Source organism: Nocardia sp. NPDC047654 (genome assembly GCF_043205035.1).
Taxonomy (GTDB): Bacteria; Actinomycetota; Actinomycetes; order Mycobacteriales; family Mycobacteriaceae; genus Nocardia.
Map to the genome: position 1 here is coordinate 89,326 of NZ_JBIDDF010000020.1, position 19,928 is coordinate 109,253.

At 69.4% G+C, this 19,928-nt stretch carries 14 protein-coding genes, 1 tRNA gene, 1 other RNA gene and 2 pseudogenes; 10 read left to right on the forward strand and 8 right to left on the reverse strand.

Annotation, left to right across the window (positions count from 1 at the left end; translation table 11 throughout):
• Positions 1-185 precede the first annotated feature (185 nt).
• Positions 186-1,778, reverse strand: a pseudogene (locus ACGF7Y_RS32690) (DNA polymerase III subunit gamma and tau); the annotation flags it as partial.
• Between the two features lie 449 nt (positions 1,779-2,227).
• Here ACGF7Y_RS32690 and ACGF7Y_RS32695 point away from each other — a divergent pair.
• The 4 genes from ACGF7Y_RS32695 (at position 2,228) to ACGF7Y_RS32710 (ending at position 7,457) form a co-directional block, all read left to right on the forward strand.
• Positions 2,228-3,046, forward strand: a complete 819-nt coding sequence (locus tag ACGF7Y_RS32695; RefSeq protein ID WP_357126898.1) for a hypothetical protein — start codon at positions 2,228-2,230, stop codon at positions 3,044-3,046.
• Positions 3,047-3,125: 79 nt separating this feature from the next.
• On the forward strand, positions 3,126-5,372 hold the full coding sequence (locus tag ACGF7Y_RS32700; protein ID WP_393240642.1) for an MMPL family transporter: 2,247 nt from the start codon (positions 3,126-3,128) through the stop codon (positions 5,370-5,372).
• Positions 5,369-6,058: a TetR/AcrR family transcriptional regulator gene (locus ACGF7Y_RS32705; RefSeq protein ID WP_393240645.1), complete on the forward strand. Its 690-nt coding sequence runs from the start codon at positions 5,369-5,371 to the stop codon at positions 6,056-6,058. The genes ACGF7Y_RS32700 and ACGF7Y_RS32705 overlap by 4 nt, the downstream gene beginning before the upstream one ends.
• 151 nt (positions 6,059-6,209) lie before the next feature.
• Positions 6,210-7,457 carry an ammonium transporter gene (locus tag ACGF7Y_RS32710; RefSeq protein WP_393240689.1) on the forward strand — a complete coding sequence of 416 codons (1,248 nt, stop codon included), beginning with the start codon at positions 6,210-6,212 and terminating at the stop codon, positions 7,455-7,457.
• Between the two features lie 184 nt (positions 7,458-7,641).
• Here the strand turns inward: ACGF7Y_RS32710 and ACGF7Y_RS32715 are convergent, their stop codons facing one another.
• Positions 7,642-8,562: a neutral zinc metallopeptidase gene (locus ACGF7Y_RS32715; RefSeq protein WP_393240647.1), complete on the reverse strand. Its 921-nt coding sequence runs from the start codon at positions 8,560-8,562 to the stop codon at positions 7,642-7,644.
• Positions 8,563-8,848: 286 nt separating this feature from the next.
• On the opposite strand from ACGF7Y_RS32715, the gene ACGF7Y_RS32720 reads away from it, so the two are divergent.
• The gene (locus ACGF7Y_RS32720) at positions 8,849-10,480 is read left to right on the forward strand and encodes a DUF2207 family protein (protein ID WP_393240649.1); all 1,632 of its coding nucleotides are present in this window, start codon (positions 8,849-8,851) and stop codon (positions 10,478-10,480) included.
• A gap of 59 nt (positions 10,481-10,539) precedes the next feature.
• Here ACGF7Y_RS32720 and ACGF7Y_RS32725 read toward each other — a convergent pair whose 3' ends face one another.
• From ACGF7Y_RS32725 to ACGF7Y_RS32735, 3 genes are all read right to left on the reverse strand, one after another.
• Positions 10,540-11,814 (reverse strand): ROK family protein, encoded by a 1,275-nt coding sequence (locus ACGF7Y_RS32725; RefSeq protein WP_393240652.1) that lies wholly within the window; start codon positions 11,812-11,814, stop codon positions 10,540-10,542.
• A gap of 342 nt (positions 11,815-12,156) precedes the next feature.
• A complete protein-coding gene (locus ACGF7Y_RS32730) occupies positions 12,157-12,867 on the reverse strand; it encodes a hypothetical protein (RefSeq protein WP_393240655.1) in 711 nt (236 codons plus the stop codon).
• 125 nt (positions 12,868-12,992) lie between these two features.
• On the reverse strand, positions 12,993-13,568 hold the full coding sequence (locus ACGF7Y_RS32735) for an HhH-GPD-type base excision DNA repair protein (protein WP_393240657.1): 576 nt from the start codon (positions 13,566-13,568) through the stop codon (positions 12,993-12,995).
• Between the two features lie 218 nt (positions 13,569-13,786).
• Between ACGF7Y_RS32735 and ACGF7Y_RS32740 the strand changes: the two genes are divergently transcribed.
• A complete protein-coding gene (locus ACGF7Y_RS32740) occupies positions 13,787-14,593 on the forward strand; it encodes a methyltransferase domain-containing protein (protein WP_393240692.1) in 807 nt (268 codons plus the stop codon).
• A gap of 20 nt (positions 14,594-14,613) precedes the next feature.
• Complete coding sequence (locus tag ACGF7Y_RS32745) at positions 14,614-15,042, forward strand: SRPBCC family protein (RefSeq protein WP_393240660.1); 429 nt, start codon at positions 14,614-14,616, stop codon at positions 15,040-15,042.
• A 103-nt stretch (positions 15,043-15,145) separates the two neighbouring features.
• On the opposite strand, the gene ACGF7Y_RS32750 is transcribed toward ACGF7Y_RS32745, so the two are convergent.
• Positions 15,146-16,435 carry an aminotransferase class I/II-fold pyridoxal phosphate-dependent enzyme gene (locus ACGF7Y_RS32750; RefSeq protein ID WP_393240663.1) on the reverse strand — a complete coding sequence of 430 codons (1,290 nt, stop codon included), beginning with the start codon at positions 16,433-16,435 and terminating at the stop codon, positions 15,146-15,148.
• Positions 16,436-16,676: 241 nt separating this feature from the next.
• Positions 16,677-16,771: signal recognition particle sRNA small type (gene ffs, locus ACGF7Y_RS32755), an RNA gene on the reverse strand.
• A gap of 128 nt (positions 16,772-16,899) precedes the next feature.
• Between ffs and ACGF7Y_RS32760 the strand changes: the two genes are divergently transcribed.
• Both ACGF7Y_RS32760 and ACGF7Y_RS32765 read left to right on the forward strand, forming a co-directional pair.
• Positions 16,900-16,987, forward strand: a tRNA-Ser gene (locus ACGF7Y_RS32760).
• 292 nt (positions 16,988-17,279) lie between these two features.
• Positions 17,280-17,918, forward strand: a complete 639-nt coding sequence (locus ACGF7Y_RS32765; protein ID WP_393240666.1) for a hypothetical protein — start codon at positions 17,280-17,282, stop codon at positions 17,916-17,918.
• Positions 17,919-17,936: 18 nt separating this feature from the next.
• Here the strand turns inward: ACGF7Y_RS32765 and ACGF7Y_RS32770 are convergent, their stop codons facing one another.
• Positions 17,937-19,592 (reverse strand): WS/DGAT domain-containing protein, encoded by a 1,656-nt coding sequence (locus ACGF7Y_RS32770; RefSeq protein WP_393240669.1) that lies wholly within the window; start codon positions 19,590-19,592, stop codon positions 17,937-17,939.
• Positions 19,593-19,757: 165 nt separating this feature from the next.
• On the opposite strand from ACGF7Y_RS32770, the pseudogene ACGF7Y_RS32775 reads away from it, so the two are divergent.
• Positions 19,758-19,928 (forward strand): annotated as a pseudogene (locus ACGF7Y_RS32775) (cytochrome b); the annotation flags it as partial.

Genomic DNA, 19,928 nt, shown 5'->3' on the forward strand with positions numbered 1-19,928 from the left:
TGCGGCGCCGGAGAAAGTCCCGATCGCGCTACGGCGTCCGAAACGCGCTGCACGGCAGCCGGTCCGGAAGGAACGCGGCCCGCTCCGGCGGCCGCTGCGCTGCCAACCGGCCCGGACGCCTCAGGATTCGGCCCCGACGCACCTGCCGTCCCGGCCTTCGAAGTACTCGACGCGGCGGTCGCGCTCGGCCCTCCCGCCGGCATCGTTCCCGCCGACCCGCTGTCGGGCACAACGGCGGCGTCCGGTTCGGCAACCGGCGCAACAGGATCCGCGCCGCCTTCGGAGCCCGGAGCCGACGCGTTCGTGGACGACCCGCCGCCCGGTGCGGCGACAGTGGTATCTGCCGCACCGGAAGACGGACTTCCCCCGCCACCGATCGGCACTGGGCGATCAGCGGTTCCGGTACCGGCGCCAGGCTCGGCTTGCGCCGAACCGCCGACGGGCGGGGCTCCACCGGCTTCAGCAGCGTCCTCTGAGCGACCACTCCCGCGGTTCTCGCGACGAATCGCGGCCAGCGCCTCGGCACCCCGGCGTCGAGGTGACTCCGACGGCGACCCGGCCCCGGCCGTGGGCTGGGCGGGAGTGGGCGCCGAAGCCGAGGCGGGCGCGGCGGCGAAGGAGCCCCCGGCCATACCGCGCTCGAGCCGTTCCAAGCGTTGCAGCGTGGCGGATTCCGCATCGGACGCCGAGGGCAGCAACATGCGCGCGCAGACCACTTCGAGCAGCAGCCGCGGCGCCGTCGCGCCGCGCATCTCGCCGAGACCCTCATGCAGCAGCTGGGCGTAACGGGTCAGGGTGGCCGAACCCAATCGCTCGGCTTGGTCCCGCATCCGGTCTAGCACGTCACCCGGGCCGGTGACCAGGCCGCGTTCGGTGGCGTCGGGCACCGCCCGCATGAGGATCAGATCCCGGAAGCGGTCGAGCAGGTCGGCGGCGAATCGCCGCGGGTCGTGGCCCGCCTCCATCACCCGGTCGACGGTGCCGAACAACGCGGCGCCGTCGTCGGCGGCCAGCGCCTCGACCGCGTCGTCGATCAACGCCACGTCGGTGACGCCGAGCAGCGAGACCGCGCGGGCGTACGTGACGCCCTCGGGGCCCGCGCCCGCCAGCAATTGATCGAGCACGCTCAGGCTGTCGCGCGGCGAGCCGCCGCCCGCGCGAATCACCAAGGGGTACACCGCTTCTTCGACCGGCACGTGCTCCTGCTCGCAGATCCGCCCGAGCAGTCCGCGCATCGTGGCGGGCGGCAGCAGCCGGAACGGATAGTGGTGCGTGCGCGAGCGGATGGTGGGCAGCACCTTGTCCGGCTCGGTGGTCGCGAAGATGAAGATCAGGTGGGCAGGCGGCTCCTCGACGATCTTGAGCAGCGCGTTGAATCCGGCGGTGGTCACCATGTGCGCCTCGTCGACGATGAACACCCGGTACCTGGACTCGGCGGGCGCGTAGAAGGCGCGGTCCCGCAATTCCCTGGTGTCGTCGACGCCGCCGTGGCTCGCGGCGTCGAGTTCGATGACATCCAGGTTGCCGGTACCGCCGGGCCCGAGGGCCACGCAGGACGGGCAGGTGCCGCAGGGCGTCGAAGTGGGGCCCGACACGCAGTTCAGCGATCGGGCCAGGATGCGCGCGGAGGACGTCTTACCGCAGCCGCGTGGACCGGAGAACAGATAGGCATGACTGATCCGCCCCGTGTCGAGCGCGATACTCAGCGGGTCGGTGACGTGCTCCTGACCCACCACCTCAGCGAACGTTGCCGGTCGGTACTTCCGGTACAGAGCCACGGCCAGAGGTTACCGGCGACCTCCGACAAAGGACATGCCCGCCCGCTGCGCCGGTCGCGGGCCACGCGGGCCCACAAATGTGACCCAAGTCACAACATGCGCCACGTCTCCTTCGGCGCCCACCCCTCGCACGCACGATAGCAACCTCAGAGCTATCGCTCACGCTGCACGAGCGAAGTCCGGACACAGCCGCCACGGCACCCTGCCCGGGCCGGAGAATATGGACTCACACCCCGATTTACCTCGACTTTTCGGAGATAACGAAACCGCAACCATGGGTGACATCGATGCAATCGTCTGGCTAACGTGGCAGTCGGCAACTTCGGTAGCCAAACCTTCATCAGGTTGGTGACCCCGGCCGGTCCCTCATCCCGACCGGGGCACAACCTCGAGAGCACCACGGGTGACCAGCGCCAATTCCCCCACCTTCCACCGGAGGACCGTCCACCGTGTCGTGTGACGACATCGCCGCCGCCTGGCTGTCCAGCACCGATTTCGCAGGCGACCGCTCCGCCGTCGCCCTCTTGAGCCGCGCCATCAGCCCGCAGGAGTTCGCGATCAAACGCGACTCGCTGCCGGTCACCGCGGCAGCCGATCCGGCCACCGCGGCCGCCATCCTCGAACTCCTCGAGCGCGGCCAGGTGCCGACCATGGCCGCGATCCGCACCCTGACCGCGCAGAACGAGATGCGCCGCGAGGCCGAGCGCATCGAACGTCTCGGCCGCCGCGCCCAGCGCAGCATCGATGACTTCGGCCGGGTGCTGGCCAAACTGGCCGACGCGCACTGGACCGCGCACGGCTACGGGCCCACCCGCCGCGACGTGCTGTGCACCGAGCAGATCATGACGCTGATCCGCACCCGCGTCGGCAACATCGCCCCATCGGCGGTCAAACACCTCTGGCTGATCGAGCGGGCCCAGCGCGCGGGATGGATCGCCTCCAACGCCAATCCCCGGTCTCTGTGCGCGGCCCGCCGTTTCTACGCCGCCCAGTACGGAAACCGGGTCTCGTTGCGCCCGGTGAACACCATCGGCACCGCGATCGCGGCCTATCTGGCCGATTACCTCGACGAACACGGCCGCGCGCCACGCTGGTCGGTGGTCGCGCAAGAACTGCGCGACGACCGCGGCCGCCGAATTTTCCACAACACCGCCGATGCCCGCGCCCAGGAACTCTGGTTGACCACCGCGGAATGGGTGGAGATGCGCGACGACCTGCCCGTGCCCGGACGGAGGGGATTGCGGGCCATCCGTAAGTCCCGCGGCTGACTCGGGCGCCGCCCGCGGGCTCGACACCTTGGGTTAACGACGTTACTATAACGCCGTTAACCTATCGAGCGGAGCCGCGATGCTGACCCGGATGGCCCGATTCATCACCCGATCTCCGCGCGCGGTGCTGGCCGCGGCGCTCGCGGTCGCCGTGCTGTGCGGCGTCTTCGGCGCCACCGCGCCCGCGCACTTGAAGTCCGGCGGGTTCACTTCGGACGACGCCGAATCCGCCCTCGTCAATGAGCTGATCGCCGACAATTTCGCCGGCGCCGCGCCCAATTTCGTCCTGCTGGTCGGTTCGGACGCGGGCGCGGACGATCCGGCCACCAAGGCGGCGGGCATCGGGCTGGCCGACGCGCTGAAAGCCCGCGGCGACGTGCGAGGCGTGCAGTCCTACTGGACCACGCCGCAGCCGCTGGCGAACGCGTTGCGCAGCGCCGATGGCAAGAGCGCCCTGGTCGTCGCCTATCTCGACGGAGACGAGACGCAGGTCCAGCAGACCGCGAGTGAATTGAAGCGGCAGTTCTCGGGCGTCTCCGACGGCATCACGGTCCGCCAGGGCGGCATCGCCGCGATCTATCAGGACGTCACCGAGCAGACCACCCGCGACCTCACCGTGGCCGAGGGCGTCGCGGTACCGCTGTCGATGATCGTGCTGGTCCTGGTGTTCGGCAGTTTGGTCGCCGCGGCCCTCCCGTTGACCATCGGGATGTTCGCCATCCTGGCGACGCTCGCGCTGCTGCGCCTGTGCACGCTGTTCACCGACGTCTCGATCTACGCCCTGAACATGACGACGGCGATGGGACTGGCGCTGGCCATCGATTCCAGCCTGTTCATCGTCAGCCGCTTCCGGGAGGAACTGGCGCGCGGCCTGGATCCGGCCGCCGCCACCATCCGGTCGGTGCAGACCGCGGGGCGCACCGTGCTGTTCTCCGCACTCACCGTCGCGCTCTCGCTGGCCGTGCTGAGCGTGTTCGACATGTACTTCCTGAAGAGCTTCGCCTACGCGGGCGTCGCGGTGGTCGCCGCGGCGGCGGCGGCATCGATCGTGGTGCTGCCCGCGGCGCTGGTCCTGCTCGGGCACCGGGTGAACTCCCTCGACCTGCGGGTCCCGTTGCGCCGCCTGTTCCGCCGCGGCGCGCCCACACCCGGCCCACGGGCGCCGGAGGACAGCGGCTGGTATCGGCTGGCCGGCGTGGTGATGCGGCACGCGGCGCCGGTCGCGATCGTGATCATCGCATTGCTGCTGGCGCTCGGCGCACCGTTCCTGTCGGTGAAGTTCGGTTATCCCGACGACCGGGTGCTGCCGGTCAGCGCCACCAGCCGCCAGGTCGGCGACGCCCTGCGCACCGAGTTCCCGCAGGCCGATCCGGTCGCGAGCACCACGATCGTGCTGGACGGCTACCACGGCGACAACGCGGCGCTCGGCGGGTACGCCGCCGAACTGTCGAAGGTCGAGGGCGTGCCCGCGGTCCTGTCCGCCGCCGGGGTCTACGCGGCAGGCGCGCGAGTCGCGCCTGCTCCGCCCGGGATGGCCAACGACACCGGGACCTACCTGAATGTCGCGACCAAGCTCGATCCCTTCTCCCCCGCCGGGGACCGTCAGCTGACGGCGATCCGGGCGATCCCGGCCCCGGGGGAGGCACTCTACGGCGGCGCCGCGGCGGCCAACGCCGACTCCCTGCACGCGCTGGCCGCCCGCCTTCCGCTCGCGGCAGGCCTCATCGCCCTCACCACCTTCATCGTGTTGTTCCTGTTCACCGGCAGCGTCGTGCTGCCCATCAAAGCCCTGGTGCTGAACACACTGTCGCTGGCCGCCGCCTTCGGCGCGATGGTGTGGGTGTTCCAGGAGGGCCATCTGTCCGGGTTGCTCGGCTTCACGGCGGTCGGCTACCTGGTGCCGACCATGCCGATCCTGATGTTCTGCCTGGCCTTCGGCCTGTCCATGGACTACGAGGTGTTCCTGCTGTCGCGGGTGCGCGAGGAGTGGCTGGCCACCCACGACAACACTCGCGCGGTGGCGGTCGGCCTGGCCCGCACGGGCCGGATCTTCACCGCGGCCGCCGTGCTGATGGCCATCGTGCTCGGCGCGCTGGTCACCGCGAAGGTGTCGTTCATGCAGCTGCTCGGCCTCGGCCTCACGCTGACCGTGCTCGCCGACGCCACGATCATCCGCGGTCTGCTCGCGCCCGCGCTCATGCGCCTGCTCGGTCCGGCCAACTGGTGGGCGCCCGCACCGCTGGCCCGCCTGCACGCCAAGATCGGGCTGACCGAAGGCGAGGAGGACGCCGCCGCGCGCCCGCTGGAAATCGCGGGGCGCGCGTGATCGGTGGCAGGCGTCCGCGCTCGCCGCGCGGCTCCGGCGCCCAGCTGCGCGAGGAGATCCTGCGGGCCACGGCCGAACTGCTCACCACGACCGGGCATGCCGACGCCGTCTCGATCCGGGCGGTGAGCAAGCTGGTCGGGGTGAGCGCGCCGTCGATCTACCGGCACTTCGCGGACAAGGACGAGCTCATCGACGCCGTCGTCGCCCAGGTCTTCGAAGACCTCGCCGAGGCGATGCGAGCGGCCACCGACCCCACTACCTCCCCGGTGCGCCAACTGCACGATCAAGGCATGGCCTACGTCCGCTTCGCGCTCGAGCATCCCGAGCAATACCGGCTCGCGACCGCCCCCACCGAGTCCGAGGGCGTGGTGGACGAAGTGCTCACCAGCGGCGCCTTCCAGCATTTCACGGCCACCGTACGCAAGTGCATGGACGACGGGACGATGGCGCGGCGCGACCCGCTGCCGATCGTGCTGGAACTGTGGTCGGTGGCCCACGGCATCGCCTCCCTACTGCTCGCCAAACCCTTCCTGCCGTGGGGCGACGCGGAAGCCGTCGCCTCGCGCGTGATGGGCGCGGCATGCCTCGGCTACTGCGTGCTCGACCTGGTGGGCGCGGACCCGCCCACACCGGACACGGTCACGGCGTGGCTGCGCCGCGTCAGGAAGGGCGCGTCCCCGGCCTGACCGCCTTTCGACCGATCGGCTGTCGGCCCCCGAGCGACCGTTCGGTAACTTCCTCGCAGCGCACGCGCGCGGAAGGAGTGAACCCGTGTCTTCAACCATCGACCCCGCGGCTACCGCCTGGCTGCTGGTCAGCACGGCCCTCGTCCTGCTGATGACCCCGGGCCTGGCCATCTTCTACGGCGGCATGGTCCGCTCGACCGGCGTACTCAACATGCTGATGATGAACTTCATCGCCATCCCGCTGGTAACGGTGACCTGGCTACTGCTCGGCTACAGCCTGGCGTTCGGCGACGACGCGGGCGGCGGTCTGATCGGCGGCCTCGCCCACCTCGGCATGGCGGGCATCGATCCGACCTCGGTGCGCGGCTCGGTGCCGGAGCTGTTGTTCGCGACGTTCCAGCTCACCTTCGCGGTCCTGACCGCCGCGCTGGTCAGCGGCGCCATCGCCGACCGGGCCAAGTTCGGCGCGTGGATGATCTTCGTGCCGCTCTGGGCGCTGGTGGTGTACGCGCCGATCGCCCACTGGGTGTGGGGCCCGGACGGCTGGCTGGCCTCGTTCGGCGCGCTGGACTACGCGGGCGGCCTGGTGGTGGAGATCGCCTCCGGCGCGTCGGCCCTGGCACTCGCGCTGGTGCTCGGCCCGCGCATCGGGTTCAAGGTCGATGCGATGCGCCCGCACAACCTGCCCTTCGTGCTGCTCGGGGCGGGCCTGCTGTGGTTCGGCTGGTTCGGCTTCAACGCCGGTTCGGCGCTGGCGGCCAACGGCCTGGCCGCGGCCGTCTTCCTCAACACCTTGGTGGCGGGCTGCCTCGGCATGCTCGGCTGGCTGGCGGTCGAGCAGATCCGCGACGGCAGGCCGACCACCTTCGGCGCCGCGTCCGGCGTGGTGGCCGGTCTGGTCGCCATCACTCCCTCGTGCGGGTCGGTCAACACCCTCGGTGCGCTGCTGGTCGGGCTCGCCGCGGGCGTGCTGTGCTCGTTCGCGGTGGGCTGGAAGTTCAAAGCGGGCTACGACGATTCGCTGGACGTGGTCGGCGTGCACTTCGTCGGCGGCATCGTGGGCACCGTGCTGATCGGCTTGCTCGCCACCGGAGTGATGACCGGCGGCGTCGAGGGCCTGTTCTTCGGCGGTGGGCTCGCTCAGCTCGGCAAACAGCTGGTGGCGGTGCTCGTCGTCGCGGCCTACGCGTTCGGCGTCTCGTTCGCGCTCGGCAAGGGCATCGACCGGTTCGTCGGATTCCGGGTCAGCAAGGAGGAAGAGACCGCCGGGATCGACTTCGCCCTGCACGCCGAGACGGCGTACGCGGAAGGAGTGCACGGCCATGCGCCGCGCCGCCTCGGCGAGGGGCATCTCGGGCGTCCGCATATCGATCGCCCGCGCGCCGAAGAGGGGGACTGATCATCGCCGCGGCGTCGGCACAGTGCCCAGGGCGAAGGCGGGGCAGAGGGTAGCCCCGCGGTGCGTGTAGCCGGCGGGCGGCACCGGGTCGCTCGCCGACATTCGCCGGAGGTTCGGAGTCGAGAGATAACCATGCGGGCTGTGGTCCGGAGGCGAACCGTACCCTGGCAGCCGCGTCGTGCCCTCAGCTCACCGAGCTCGCCGACGCGGTGAACGTATTGCACTGGGCCGCACGGTTGTTGTCCAAACCCGCCTCGAACCACTGCCCGCCGTTCTCGGACGACCCGTGGTCGCGCATGTCCCCGGCCTGGTCACCGCGCCCGTAGGCGTCCTTGCGGGCCAGGGTCAGCTGCGGGTCGGTGAGCGAACCGCCCTTCGACGACGAGGAGAGGTACATGCCGTCGAAGCAGTTGGCCTGCAATTCGACTCGGCGCGACAGCTCCAGTCCCTTGGCGCTGCGCGGCCCCACGTCGGCCCGATCGCTGTTGGCCTTGCGCAGGATGCCGGACATCGCCTGCACGTGATGTCCGTACTCGTGCGCGAAAACCGACAGGTAGACCACCCAGTTGTCCTTGAAGTAGTCCGTCTGCAACTGGCTGATCGGCATGTAGACGGTCTTGTTCGCCGGGCAATAGAACGCGGCGAAATTGCTGGTCGTGCCGGTGCACGGGGTGGTGATGCCCGTCGTGGTCGCGCTGACGTTCAGCGACGGCGGCTGGAACGGCAGATTCGCCTTGCGCAGCACGGGTTTCCACGCCGCTTCCAGGCAGGACGCGGCGCTTTCGAAGAACCTGCGGGCGGCGTCCACCTGGGTGCCCCACGGCGAGTAGTCGCACCGCGCCGGAATCAGCGTCGCGTTGGGGTCGGTCAGCAGCGGGTTGTTGCCGGTTTCCGACGGTCCGACCGTGCCGTCCGGCTGCGTGTCGAACGTGAAACCGGGTTGCGGACCGGACGCGTCGCTCGCGTCGCGACCCACCGAGATCGCGTTGCGTACAAGTCCCGCCGCCGCCAGGAATACGACGACGACCAGCAGCACAACCCATCCGCCGCCTCCGCGTTTGCGTGGCGGCGGGTAGGGCGGCCGCCCGGGCGGACCGTAGGGCATGGGCGGAGGGACCGGCGGGCCGTAACCCGGTGGCGGGCCGTAGGCGGGCGGCGCATATCCCGGCGGCGGGCCGTAACCGGGAGGCGGACCGTACCCAGGCGGCGGGCCGTAACCCGGGCGCGGGCCGTAGGGCGCACCGTAGCCGGGCGGCGGAGGCACCGGACGCCCCCCGCGCGGGACCGGTCCGTGTCCGTACGGTGGTTGTGTCACGCCCCCGTACCCCCTCGTCTCAGTGATCGCCGACAGCCGCTGACGCAGGATAGCAAGCTGTCTAGAGTAGGCAGCCATGCTGACTTTTCGGGGGGCCGCCCTAGGCGCGCTGCTTCTCGCCATCGCGGGAATGTTCGCGACGGCCCCGGTCACCCAGGCCCAGCCCGCGCCGGAGGGCGTGACCATCACCGCCGATCTGAAGCTGAGCCGCGAGGGCGTCCTCGAAGTGGTCGAACAGGTCTCGGTGCCGCCGGAGGGCTCGTTCCGGATGTCACTCCCGCTGCGGCTGCGGGTCGGTGACGACGCCGAGCGCGTCTTCCGGGTCACCGACGTGGACACCGAGGGCGCGGGCACCGCGACGGTCGCCAACGACCAGTTCACCATCGAGGCCCGCCCCGGCGAATCCACCTTCCGGTACTCCGTGCAGAACACCGTCAGCGACGCGCGGGGCACCCAGGTCTTCCATTGGCTCGGTGTGCTCAACACCGACATCGCGTCCATCAGCGCCTCGCTGATCAGCCCGAGCTTCGAAATGGGCATCGTGGACTGCAAACTCGGCCCGCCCGGTAACACCCGGCCGTGCGCCGACGTCAAGATCGAGACCGACGGCGTCCTCTTCCTCGAGCAGACCGACCTGCACAAGGGCGACGCGATCGATCTGACGCTGCAATTGCCGCCCGGCACCGTGCCGAGCAACGCCGATGTCCGCGACAGCGGCGACGCGGGCCCCTTCGCGATCACCGCCCCGGCGCTCGTCGCGTTCGGCGTGCTGCTGCTCGCGCTGGCCGCCTTGGTCGCCTATGTGCTGCGCGCTCGCCGCTTGGACGCGACGGTGGGCGACGGTTCCGCGACGATCGATCCGCTGGTGCGCGAGGGTGATCGCGTGCAGTTCACCTCACCCGAGGGCACGCTGCCCGGTGCGGCCGGGCTGCTGCTGGACGGACATGTCGATCCGGTCGACATCGCCGCCACCGTGGTGGATCTCGCGGTGCGCCGGTACATCCGGATCACGCCGCTCAGTGACAGCGACTGGCGGATCACCCGGGTGAACGCCCCCGACGACCAACTGCGCGACTACGAGAAGGCCGTCTACCAGGCGCTGCTGCTCGAAAGCGCCGACGCGGTGACATTGGGCGAGCTGCGCAAGCCGGGACGCGTGGCCTCCGAGCCGGTACGCGCCGCACTGGTCGCCGACGCCGTGGCCCGCGGCAACTTCCTCGATCGCCGCCGTCCCGGTCTCGCCCTGTGGCTCGGTGGGGCACTGGTGGTCGCGGGTGTCGCGGCGACCGTGGCGCTCGCGCTCACCTCCGGACATGCCCTGGTCGGTGTCGCTATCGCGCTCGGGGGTGTCGCGACTCTGCTCTCGCCGAAGTACCTGCCGGTGCGGACGGCGCGCGGGCTGGAGCTCGCCAAGCAGATCCGCGCGCTGCAGCGCGGCCTGGAAACCACTCGGCGCGAACAGATCCCGCCGATCGACCAGGAAACCGTGTTCTCCCGCGCCCTGCCGTTCATGGTGCTCGGCGCACGCGCCGACAACTGGATCCGCGCCTTCCGCGACCTGGACCCATCGGCCGACGCGCAACCCGGCCTCTACTGGTTCGGCGGCTTCGAACGCGACCGCAACCTGCAGCGCTTCGCAGGCCACTTCCCGTTCTTCATCACCGCCCTGGAGGGGCTTTTCGCCCTCACGGGCGATCCGCACCGCTAGCGTCACGCGCGCGAAAAGGGCGATCAGCCGCTGCGGCCGATCGCCCTTCGCCGTAACACTCAGTCGTGCAGGGCGGTTCGCCGGACCGCGGCCAGCGGATCGGCGTAGAGAACGCTCAGCGAGGTCACCACCGCGGCGTACTCCTGCACTTTGCCGCCGAAACCGCTGATCCGGATGTCGGTGGGCGGCAGGGTCGAACCCTGGTTGAACGCCCGCGCCACGTGCGCGACCGCGGGGCGGTAGCCGGTGAAGGCCTGGCCGCCGAGGATCACCCGATCGGGGTTGAGCATGTCGCGCACCATAGCCACGGTGTGGCCGAGGATGGTGGCCCGCTCGGCGAGCAGTTCGCGCGCGGACTCCGATCCGGCCTCCGCGGCCCGGTACAGGTCGGCGATGGTCGAGCCCGCGGTGCCGTTGTGCGCCGGGATGATGCCGCGCCCGACGGCCCTGGAGTGCAGTGACCGATCACCGACGGTCACCTCCAGGCAGCCACGCCGTCCGCAGGTGCATTCCACGTCCGAACCCGTGGGCAGATGCGCGATCGAGCCGGGACCGTTGCTCGGCGTGTGCACGCGACCATCCAAGGTCACCGCGACACCCGCGGTCTCACGCACGTAGAAGTACAGGCTGCTGCCCCGCTCGAGGCGGGCCTGGTCCTTGGGCTCGCCGGTGGGCAGCAACAGTTCCGAGCCTGCCATCGCCTCCACGTGCGGCGCCACCGAGACGGGCAACTCCAGCACCTCGCCGAGGGCCGAACCGACTTGCGCCCCACGCCATTCCAGTTTCGGATGATCGACGACGCCGGTCAGCGGGTCGACCCGGCCGCCGATCGCGACGCCTGCCCACAGCGCCTTGCGCCGGTGCCAGCGCTGCAGGAACGCCTTCGCGCTGCGCGCGACGGTGGTGGTGGCGAATTCCTGACCGGTCTGCGGGGTGGCGATGGCCAGCCCACCGAGGATGCGGCCGCGCAGGTCGGCGGCGACGATCTTGGTGACCGCGGCGCCGATGTGGATTCCGATGGTGAGGTAGGCGTCGTGGTCGATTTCGAAGGGGACGCGGGGGCGCCCGACCGCACCCGAGGCCGTCAGGTCGGGGCGTTCCCGCAGCAGGCCGGCCGCGAGCAGCGCGGAGACCTGGCGGTTGACCGTGGCGATACTCAAACCCGTTGCGCGCGCGGCGTTGTCGCGAGAAACGGGACCTCCGGTGGCGGCGCGCAGGACCGCGGCCGCCGGGTTGTCGGCGAGGCGCAGTTCGGGAGCGACAACCGGACGCTGAACGCGGGCACGGCCGTTGGCAACCCTGGAGACGGATCGTTCAAGGGTGGGAAGGGACATTGTGCGGATCCTTGCTGAAGTCCCGTAATCGACGGGACATGCCTACATGGGCGGCGAGGCAGCAAATGAGCAGGAAAAACCGCTCAGCTGCAGCAAGAGAGGCGACACAGTTCGCGTGTCAATGGCAGCCGCAGACCCAGCGCGGCGGTCACGTAAGTGACGCGCAGGAGGTTCGATCGGCCAGCAGACATGTCATCAAAATTAACATTGATTTCCGCGACGCACCAACCCTCGACGCGCCGTTGTGTGCACAGGCACATTGTTTCCGCAGGTCGTGGGCACGCGAAAAGACCCCGCTGCCCGGAGAGTTCCACGGGGGCGGGGTATTTTCGCTCGGAAGGATTACTTCGGGGCGTTGAACGGCTGGTTGATGGTGCTGAAGTACTGGATCGCAGCACCGATCGCGACCGGAGCGGTGACCAGCAGCTGGCCGGCGAGGGTGCCCAGGGCGCCGACGGCGATGATGCCGCCGAGGCAGCCGATGGCGGCAGCCGGGATGAACGCGCCGAACAGGCCGACGATGGCCGCGGAGGCGACGGTGGCGCCGGCGATGCCGCCGAGCACGCAGCCGATCGCACCGCCCGCGATGCCGCCGACGAGCGTGCCGATGGTCGCCCCGGCGGCGATCGTGCTGGTCAAGCGGGTCCAGGCGGCGACCTCACGGTCGTACTCGGTCTTCCACGGCGCCTTGTCCTCGTAGGGCAGGGCGACCGGCTTGTAGACCGCGTGCTCCCGGTCGAACAGCGGCGTCAGCGTCGCGTTACGACCGGAAATCTGTGCGGCGATCGGGAATTCGAAGTCCTCCAGCTGAAACCGCAGCGGCTGTGCCGCGAGCACGGTACCGTTGGAGGCCTTCACTTGGAGCACCTCGTCCTCGACGGCGAGCGAACCCGCGTCGGTTTCGATGATCGACTGGGTGTCCGTCGCGTACGCGGTGAAATTGATGACGCTTTCGGTGCTTTCTTCCGCCGGCGCGGCACCGGATGTCCCCGCGGCCACTCCGGTCGCAATGGTCACCAGCGCCGCCACCACGGCGAGTTTCCTCATCCTCATGTCCTGCAATCCCTCATCTCAGGTGGAGCCGTTCCAGGCAAAAGCATCAGGCACCGGCTGTGCGAGAACGAGGAAAAAACGCAGGACGATTTCAAATAGGCAACCGCAGAGTTACAGTTGCCGTACTACTTCGCTTTGGCCGCCGCTTTCGCCTGCTTCTTGAATTCCCTTACCTGCGCGAGAGATTCGGCGTCCGTCACGTCGGCAACCGATCGGCGTGAGCCCTCGTCGCCGTACGCGCCCGCCGCCGCGCGCCAGCCTTCCACCCGCACGCCCCGCTGCTTACCCAGAAGAGCCAGAAAGATCTTCGCCTTCTGCTCGCCGTAGCCGGGGAGGTCCTTCAGGCGGCGCAGCACCTCTTTCCCGTCCGGGTCGCCCGCCGTCCAGATGTTCTCCGCCTTGCCGTCGTAGTGCTCGATGACGTAGCGCGCCAATTCCTGCGCGCGCCGGGCCATGGACCTGCCGTAGCGGTGGATCGCGGGCGGCGTCGCGGCGAGCTCCTCGAACTCCTGGGGGTCGGCCTCCGCGATGCGCTGGATGTCGAAGCCACCCATCCGGTCGGCGATCTTCTTCGGGCCGCGGAAAGCGTGCTCCATCGGGTACTGCTGGTCCAGGAGCATGCCGAGCAGGGTGGCGAAGTGGTCCTCGGTCAGTAGCTTGTCCGCCTCGGCGTCCTGCGCCAGGCATAGCGTGCGAGTCATCGCCTACCTCCTGCTCGATGTGCTGGGGACGGGTCGATCATCTCACCGGCGCCGACGGGGCGGGACGCCGCGGGTCGTCGCCGACCGACCTGGGGAGTGACTCACCTCACATTGCCTACGCGCGGGTAGATGACCTGCCGCGTAGGCTCCAGACCATGCCTCAGATGACGGCGACACCGACCAAGACGACGGCAACGGCCAGGGATGGACACGGGCCCATGAACACCTACGCATTGCGCCCCGACCGGTTCGACCGAGCAGGCCAGGACCAACTCGTAGACGTGCGCGACCTACAGGCCGCGCTGCCCGGTATCCGCCGCTTGCGCAGCTGGGCGCATGAAGCGCTCGCGCTGCGGCCCGGCGAGCACGCCCTGGACATCGGCTCCGGCACCGGCACGGAGGTCGTCAACTTCGCCGAAGCGGTGGGCCCGGGCGGCAGCGCGGTCGGGATCGAGCCCGACCCGCATCTGCTCGCCTCCGCCGAGCGCCGCGCCGCCGAGGCCGGCTCGACCGCCAAATTCCACTCCGGGGACGCGTACGGCGTGCCGTTCGGCGCGGAGAGCTTCGACGCCGTCCTGTGCGAACGAGTCTTCCAGCACCTGACCGCGCCCGCCCGCGCGGCCAACGAGATCGCGCGCGTGCTCCGCCCGGGTGGACGCGTCGTCGTGGTGGACAGCGATTGGGGAACGGCGATCATGCACCCCGGTGACCGGCAGGTCGTCCGAGAGGTGATCGATACCCTCGTGTCGGCCACCACCAATCCGTTGTCCGGCCGTCGGCTCCCCGGCCTGCTCACCAAGGCGGGCCTGGTGGTCGACGACATCGGTTCGCATGCCTTGGTGCAGGACCGCAGCGTGGGCGCGGGATCGTTGGTGACCAGGGTCTCGGCGATGGCGGTCGCGCGCGGCGCGATCACCGAGGCGCAGCGCGAACAGCTGCTGACCGACCTGGAGGCGGGCGCGGCCAACGGCGACATCCACCTCTCGGTCACCATGTTCGCCGTCCTCGCGCACAAGCCGCACTGACCCGGCCGATGGCCGTCGACGTGAGCACCGACGTCGTGATCGACCGCTCCCGCGAGCTGGTCGCGGCGTACGCGGCCGATCCGGCGCACGCTCCGGCCTGGTATTCGCGCATCCACGGCGTCACCTGGGAAACCGAGCCGCCGCTGGGCGTCGGCTCACGCATGGCGTTCGTCGCGCACTTCCTCGGCAACAAACTGACCTACACCTACGAGGTGGTCGCCTACGAGCCCGGCATCCGGCTGGTGATGCGCACCGCGCAGGGGCCGTTTCCGATGGAGACGACCTACACCTGGGCGGACACGCCGGGGGGCGGCACCCGTATGACGCTGCGCAACCGCGGCGAGCCGAGCGGATTCGGGAAACTCGCCGCGCCGGTACTGGAAGCAGCGATCCGGCGGGCGAACCGGGGGGATCTGGCGCGGCTCAAGGAACTGTTGGAGACCGGGTAGGCGGCTGCCCCAATGTCCCACCTCTGTCGGCATCGGATCGAGCGCCAACGGAATCGCCCGGCACGAATCCGTGCCGGGCGATCAATGTGTTCTCGATCCGCCGCTACTTGCCGAGCAGCTTCTCGGTGGCCGCCAGCAGCACGCAGGTGGCCAAGCCGTCCATCGCCTTCTCCAGCTCGGGCAGCTTCGGGAAGCTCGGGGCGATCCGGATGTTCTTGTCCTCCGGGTCGTTCTTGTACGGGAAGGCCGAACCGGCCGCCGTGAGCGCGATACCCGCCTCCTTCGCGAGCGCGATCACCCGCGCCGCGGTGCCCTCCAGCACGTCCAGGCTGATGAAGTAGCCGCCCTTGGGCTCGGTCCAGGACGCCACCTTGGACGCGCCCAGGCGGTCCTCGAGGACCTTCAGCACCAGGGCGAACTTCGGTTCCAGGATGGCGCGGTGCTTCTGCATGTGCGCGCGCACGCCGTCGGCGTCGCCGAAGAAGCGCAGGTGACGCAGTTGATTGATCTTGTCGGGGCCGATGCTCTTCTTCGAGGCGTGGCTCAGGTACCAGTCCAGGTTCGCGGTGGAACCGCCGAGGAAGCTCACGCCCGCGCCGGCGAAGGTGATCTTCGAGGTGGAGGCGAACACCAACGGGCGGTTCGGGTTTCCGGCGGCGGCGGCCAGTCCGAGCACGTCGATCACCGGTGCGGCGGTGTCGGTGAGCGGGTGCACCGCGTACGCGTTGTCCCAGAACAGCCGGAAGTCGGGCGCTGCCGCCGGCATCGAGACCAATTCGCGGACAACGTCTTCGGAGAACACCACGCCGGTCGGGTTGGCGTAGTTCGGCACTGCCCACAGACCCTTGATCTGCGGGTCCTTCGCCAGCAGCTCGGCGATGGCGTGGGTGTCCGGGCCGTCGTGGCGCATCGGGATCGGGATCATCTCGAAGCCGAGCGCCTCGGTGATCGCGAAGTGCCGGTCGTAACCGGGGGCCGGGCACAGGAACTTCAGGGTATCCTCGGCGGCCCAGCGACGCTCGGAATCATTGGTGCCGTACAGCATCGCGTAGGTGATCACGTCGTGCATCAGCTCGAGGCTGGCGTTGTTGCCCGCGAGCAGATTATCCACCGGGATGTTCAGCAGCTCGCCGAAGATCGCGCGCAACTCCGGGAGACCGTGCAGGCCACCGTAGTTGCGGCAGTCGGTGCCTGCGCCGTCGCGGAAATCGCCCTCGCCGGGCAGGTGCAGCAGGGCGGCGGACAGGTCGAGTTGCTCCGGCGAAGGTTTTCCCCGGGTCAGGTCCAGCGTGAGCTTCTCGGTCTTGAGCGTCGCGTAGTTCGCGGTCTGGGTGTCGTGCTCGAGCACGAGCTCCTCATGGCTCATCAAACCGATCTGCGTTTGCCGGGGCATCCTGGGCAGCCTTTCAAGCAGCTAGGGGACGATGGTCTGGCCGGACCGATGGGCGGCGACCGAACAGTTGTCCATGCAGACGCACATGCATCCGCGGACGGTGTTCACGTTACCCGTGTGGTGCCCGGAATTGGAGGCGTTATCCGTCGACGGACGGGGTTCGCCCAGAACCCGGGCCACGCCCAGTCCGCACCGATCGAGCGAAGGCTCGGCAACCGCGCATACGCCGCGCGAGCCATAAGATAGGGGACCCCGCGCACCCGGCAGAGCCCGTTGACCCTTGCTGCCTTCCGGCCCTGGGGGAGTTCACAGGATGCGCGCCGCGCGGGATCCGTCGGCCAGTGTAGCGCCTCCGGTCCGCAACACCACCTTCCGGGTCCATCACCCCGGGCCGAACAGGTACTTCACTCCCCTTCCCCACCCTGTTTGGCGACCGACGGGGGGCTACCGGTATGCTGCTCCACGGAGGATTCGCCTAGTGGCCTATGGCGCTCGCCTGGAACGCGGGTTGGGTTAACGCCCTCAGGGGTTCAAATCCCCTATCCTCCGCCACGAAAGGCCGGGTCGGACGCTTGATCGCGTCCGACCCGGCCTTTCGCATGAGATACGGCAGCTCGGCGGCCGGGTCTTCGGCGACTGGACGCGGCTTGCACGTGGGCCACTATTCTCCACGCGGGAATCGCTTCGCCGGAGGCATTCGCCGTTCGATGGCTACGGGTTCGCGGCGCGGCAGGTCCCCAGAAGCCGACACGCTCGGGCCGACCCACGGCGTCCGGCAGCGGGCGAGCACCGTTCGTCCGATCTAGGCTGTGCGACTTCCCATTCCGATGGAATGATCGTCCCCGTGACTCAGTGGCTCCCGCTCTTCGGTTCCCTCATCGTCGCCATGGCGGCATTGGTCGGCGTGCTGGTCAACAACCGCACGAACCGAGCGGCGCTCACCGCCGCGGACGAGCGCAACCGGGTCACCCTGGACGCGGCGCAGCGCAGCGTGGAGTCGACCAACGCGGCGGCCGAGCGGCGCGAGCACGACAAATGGCGGCGGGAGTCGGTGCTCACCGCGGTGTCCTCGGTGCTGGCCATCTCGAGCGACGTGCGCCAGCAGTTGTTGCGCTGCGAACGCTGGGAGGCCGACGAGCTGGATCAAGTGGACGAGGAGATCCGGCAGATCATCACCGGCTCGCGAGGCTTCATCAGCAGTTTGCGCGTCGTAGCGCATCGCAAGATCCCCAATCGCTGCGAGGACCTGATGCGTACGCTCACGGCGGCGCTGAACATCAGTTTGCAGCGCCGCAGGATCGAACTCGACGGCGAGGCCGTCGCCGAGGAGATCACCGAGATCCAGGCGCTGTGGTCGCGAGCGATCGAGAACACCGTCGAGGAGGAACGCTCGGTCATCAACGCCACCCGGCTGGAACTGGAGATCAAGATCTCCGCCGAGGTCCACCAGTCCGCACCCCAGCCCGCCCTCGTCCGTTCTTGACCCGCGGGCGTGCGATCGTCACGCCGGGGCGGAGTCGAGCCGGGTGCGGCGCGCTTCCAGCAGCGCGGCGCGGAGGTGGGCGGCGTAGGCGTCGAGATCCGGTAGGACCGCCTGGTCGGCGTGCAGTGAGATGGTGATGGTGTCGCCGAGGCCGTGTACCCCGTGGGTGAGGTGCATGACCGAGCCGAGTGCGGGGAACCCGGCCGTGAAGCGCACCTCCCCGCCGCCGAAGGACAGGTCGGCCGGGCCGCGGTCGACACTGGAGACGACCGTGTGCCCCGCTATCGAGTCGGGAACGGTGTCGAGGGGGTAGCGGTCCACGTCCCGACGCAGCAACGGGGCGGGGACTGCCGCGGTGACCCGGTCCTGCGCCGACAGCAGCGGGTGCCGCGCGCGGACGCGCCGGTCGGCGAGCGCGGCGGCGATCTTGTCGGCGCGCAGGCCCAGATCGGGTTCGTCGATGAAGAGATCGACGCCGAGGCTGCGATAGTTGTTGCGGGGGCGGTCGACCTCGGGAAGGGCCATCGGGACCTGCGCACCGAGACGCTCCACCGGCTCGCCCCGGTCGGCCAGGTAGCGGGCGAGCGCCAGCGACACCGCGGTCAAGACGACGACCGTGACGGTACGACCGGGCACCCGCAGATCTTCCGCCGGGAACACCAGCATCCGAGCTTCGTGCCGCGAAATCCCCTCTACCGTGGTCCGGTTCAGCGCGCTCGGCGGGTAACCCTGTCCGGGCGATGGCAATTCGCCCGCCTCGGTCAACTCCGCCAGCCGCTGCTGGGCTCGAAACGCCTGGTAGCCACGCACCGCCGTCGCGGCCATCCGAACCGGCACGCGCAGCAGGCCGACCGCCGAATCGATCAGCACACCTATCGGCAACACGCTCGCCGACACCGCATCACCGACCGTCCGCCCACGCACTACCACCGAGCCGACGCGCGCTCCCGCGGACGACACGCTCGCCGACACCGCGTCACCGATCGTCCGCCCACGGGCCTCTGCCGTCCAGCCGATCCCGTGGGAATCAGCGAGCACCTTTCGCGTGGATACGTCCAGCATCGATCGATCACTCGGCGTGCTCCGAGCCTCGCCGACCGAACTGTCGGCACCCGCGGCCTCGGCACCGCCGTCGCCTCCGGTCCGTACCCCACCGGGCGCCGGCAACCGTGATCGGCCTTCGTCCCCCACCGGGCGATTCTCCACCGCACCGAACAGCGCACGCCCGATCGCCGAGGCCCGTCGCCCATCGGCCAGCGCATGGGACATCTGGAGCACCACCACCAGCGCCGGGTCGCCTTCCAGCCCTGGCGCGTCGGCGATCGCGCGGAAGACGTGCAGCCGCCACGGGTGCACGGCGGCATCGACGCCGGTGCCGAGCAACTCGCCGAGAACGAGCAGCAGGTGCGACCAATTACGCTCCGCCAGTTCATGTTCCACGAATTGCTCGGCAGCGAATTCACATCGCGTCCAGAACGGGTAATCGATGTCGGCGGGCAGTTCGCGCAGCCGGACCCGGAGGTCCGCGATCCGCGCGCTCCGTTCGGCGACGGCGGCGCGCAGTTCCTGGGTGGGCCGTCCGCGGTCGACGAAGCAATACAGCAGAAAAAGGTCGTTGCGCGTCCGTTCGGACAGCCAATACATCGTCGCGTCCTGCGGTGCCATGGCGCTCACAAGTAAAACGATATCGACTCGGATCGAACGGCGCCCTGCGAGCCGGACAAATGTGAATGATCTTGTTCCACAATTCTTCCGGAGAACCCCATCGATTCCGGCAGACAGCTCTGCTACCGTCTGTAGTAGGAACGGATACCACTCACCCAGGGCGGGGTGTCGGCCATGGCAATAGATCTAGCTCGCAAAATCGCCAATCAAGCCGATGAGGCGGACGAGCGGTATAAGGCCGCCGCGTTCGTGAAGCGGTCGATCAACAAGGTCTTCCCGACCCATTGGTCGTTCCTGCTCGGCGAGATCGCGCTCTACAGCTTCATCATCCTGCTGCTGTCGGGC

Coding starts and splice junctions, on each gene's coding strand:
- ACGF7Y_RS32700 (WP_393240642.1), top strand. CDS start 3,126: ATGCTGACCCGGATGGCCCGATTCATCACCCGATCTCCGCGCGCGGTG.
- ACGF7Y_RS32710 (WP_393240689.1), top strand. CDS start 6,210: ATGACCCCGGGCCTGGCCATCTTCTACGGCGGCATGGTCCGCTCGACC.
- ACGF7Y_RS32715 (WP_393240647.1), bottom strand. CDS start 8,562: ATGCCCTACGGTCCGCCCGGGCGGCCGCCCTACCCGCCGCCACGCAAA.
- ACGF7Y_RS32720 (WP_393240649.1), top strand. CDS start 8,849: ATGCTGACTTTTCGGGGGGCCGCCCTAGGCGCGCTGCTTCTCGCCATC.
- ACGF7Y_RS32725 (WP_393240652.1), bottom strand. CDS start 11,814: ATGTCCCTTCCCACCCTTGAACGATCCGTCTCCAGGGTTGCCAACGGC.
- ACGF7Y_RS32730 (WP_393240655.1), bottom strand. CDS start 12,867: ATGAGGATGAGGAAACTCGCCGTGGTGGCGGCGCTGGTGACCATTGCG.
- ACGF7Y_RS32735 (WP_393240657.1), bottom strand. CDS start 13,568: ATGACTCGCACGCTATGCCTGGCGCAGGACGCCGAGGCGGACAAGCTA.
- ACGF7Y_RS32740 (WP_393240692.1), top strand. CDS start 13,787: ATGAACACCTACGCATTGCGCCCCGACCGGTTCGACCGAGCAGGCCAG.
- ACGF7Y_RS32750 (WP_393240663.1), bottom strand. CDS start 16,435: ATGCCCCGGCAAACGCAGATCGGTTTGATGAGCCATGAGGAGCTCGTG.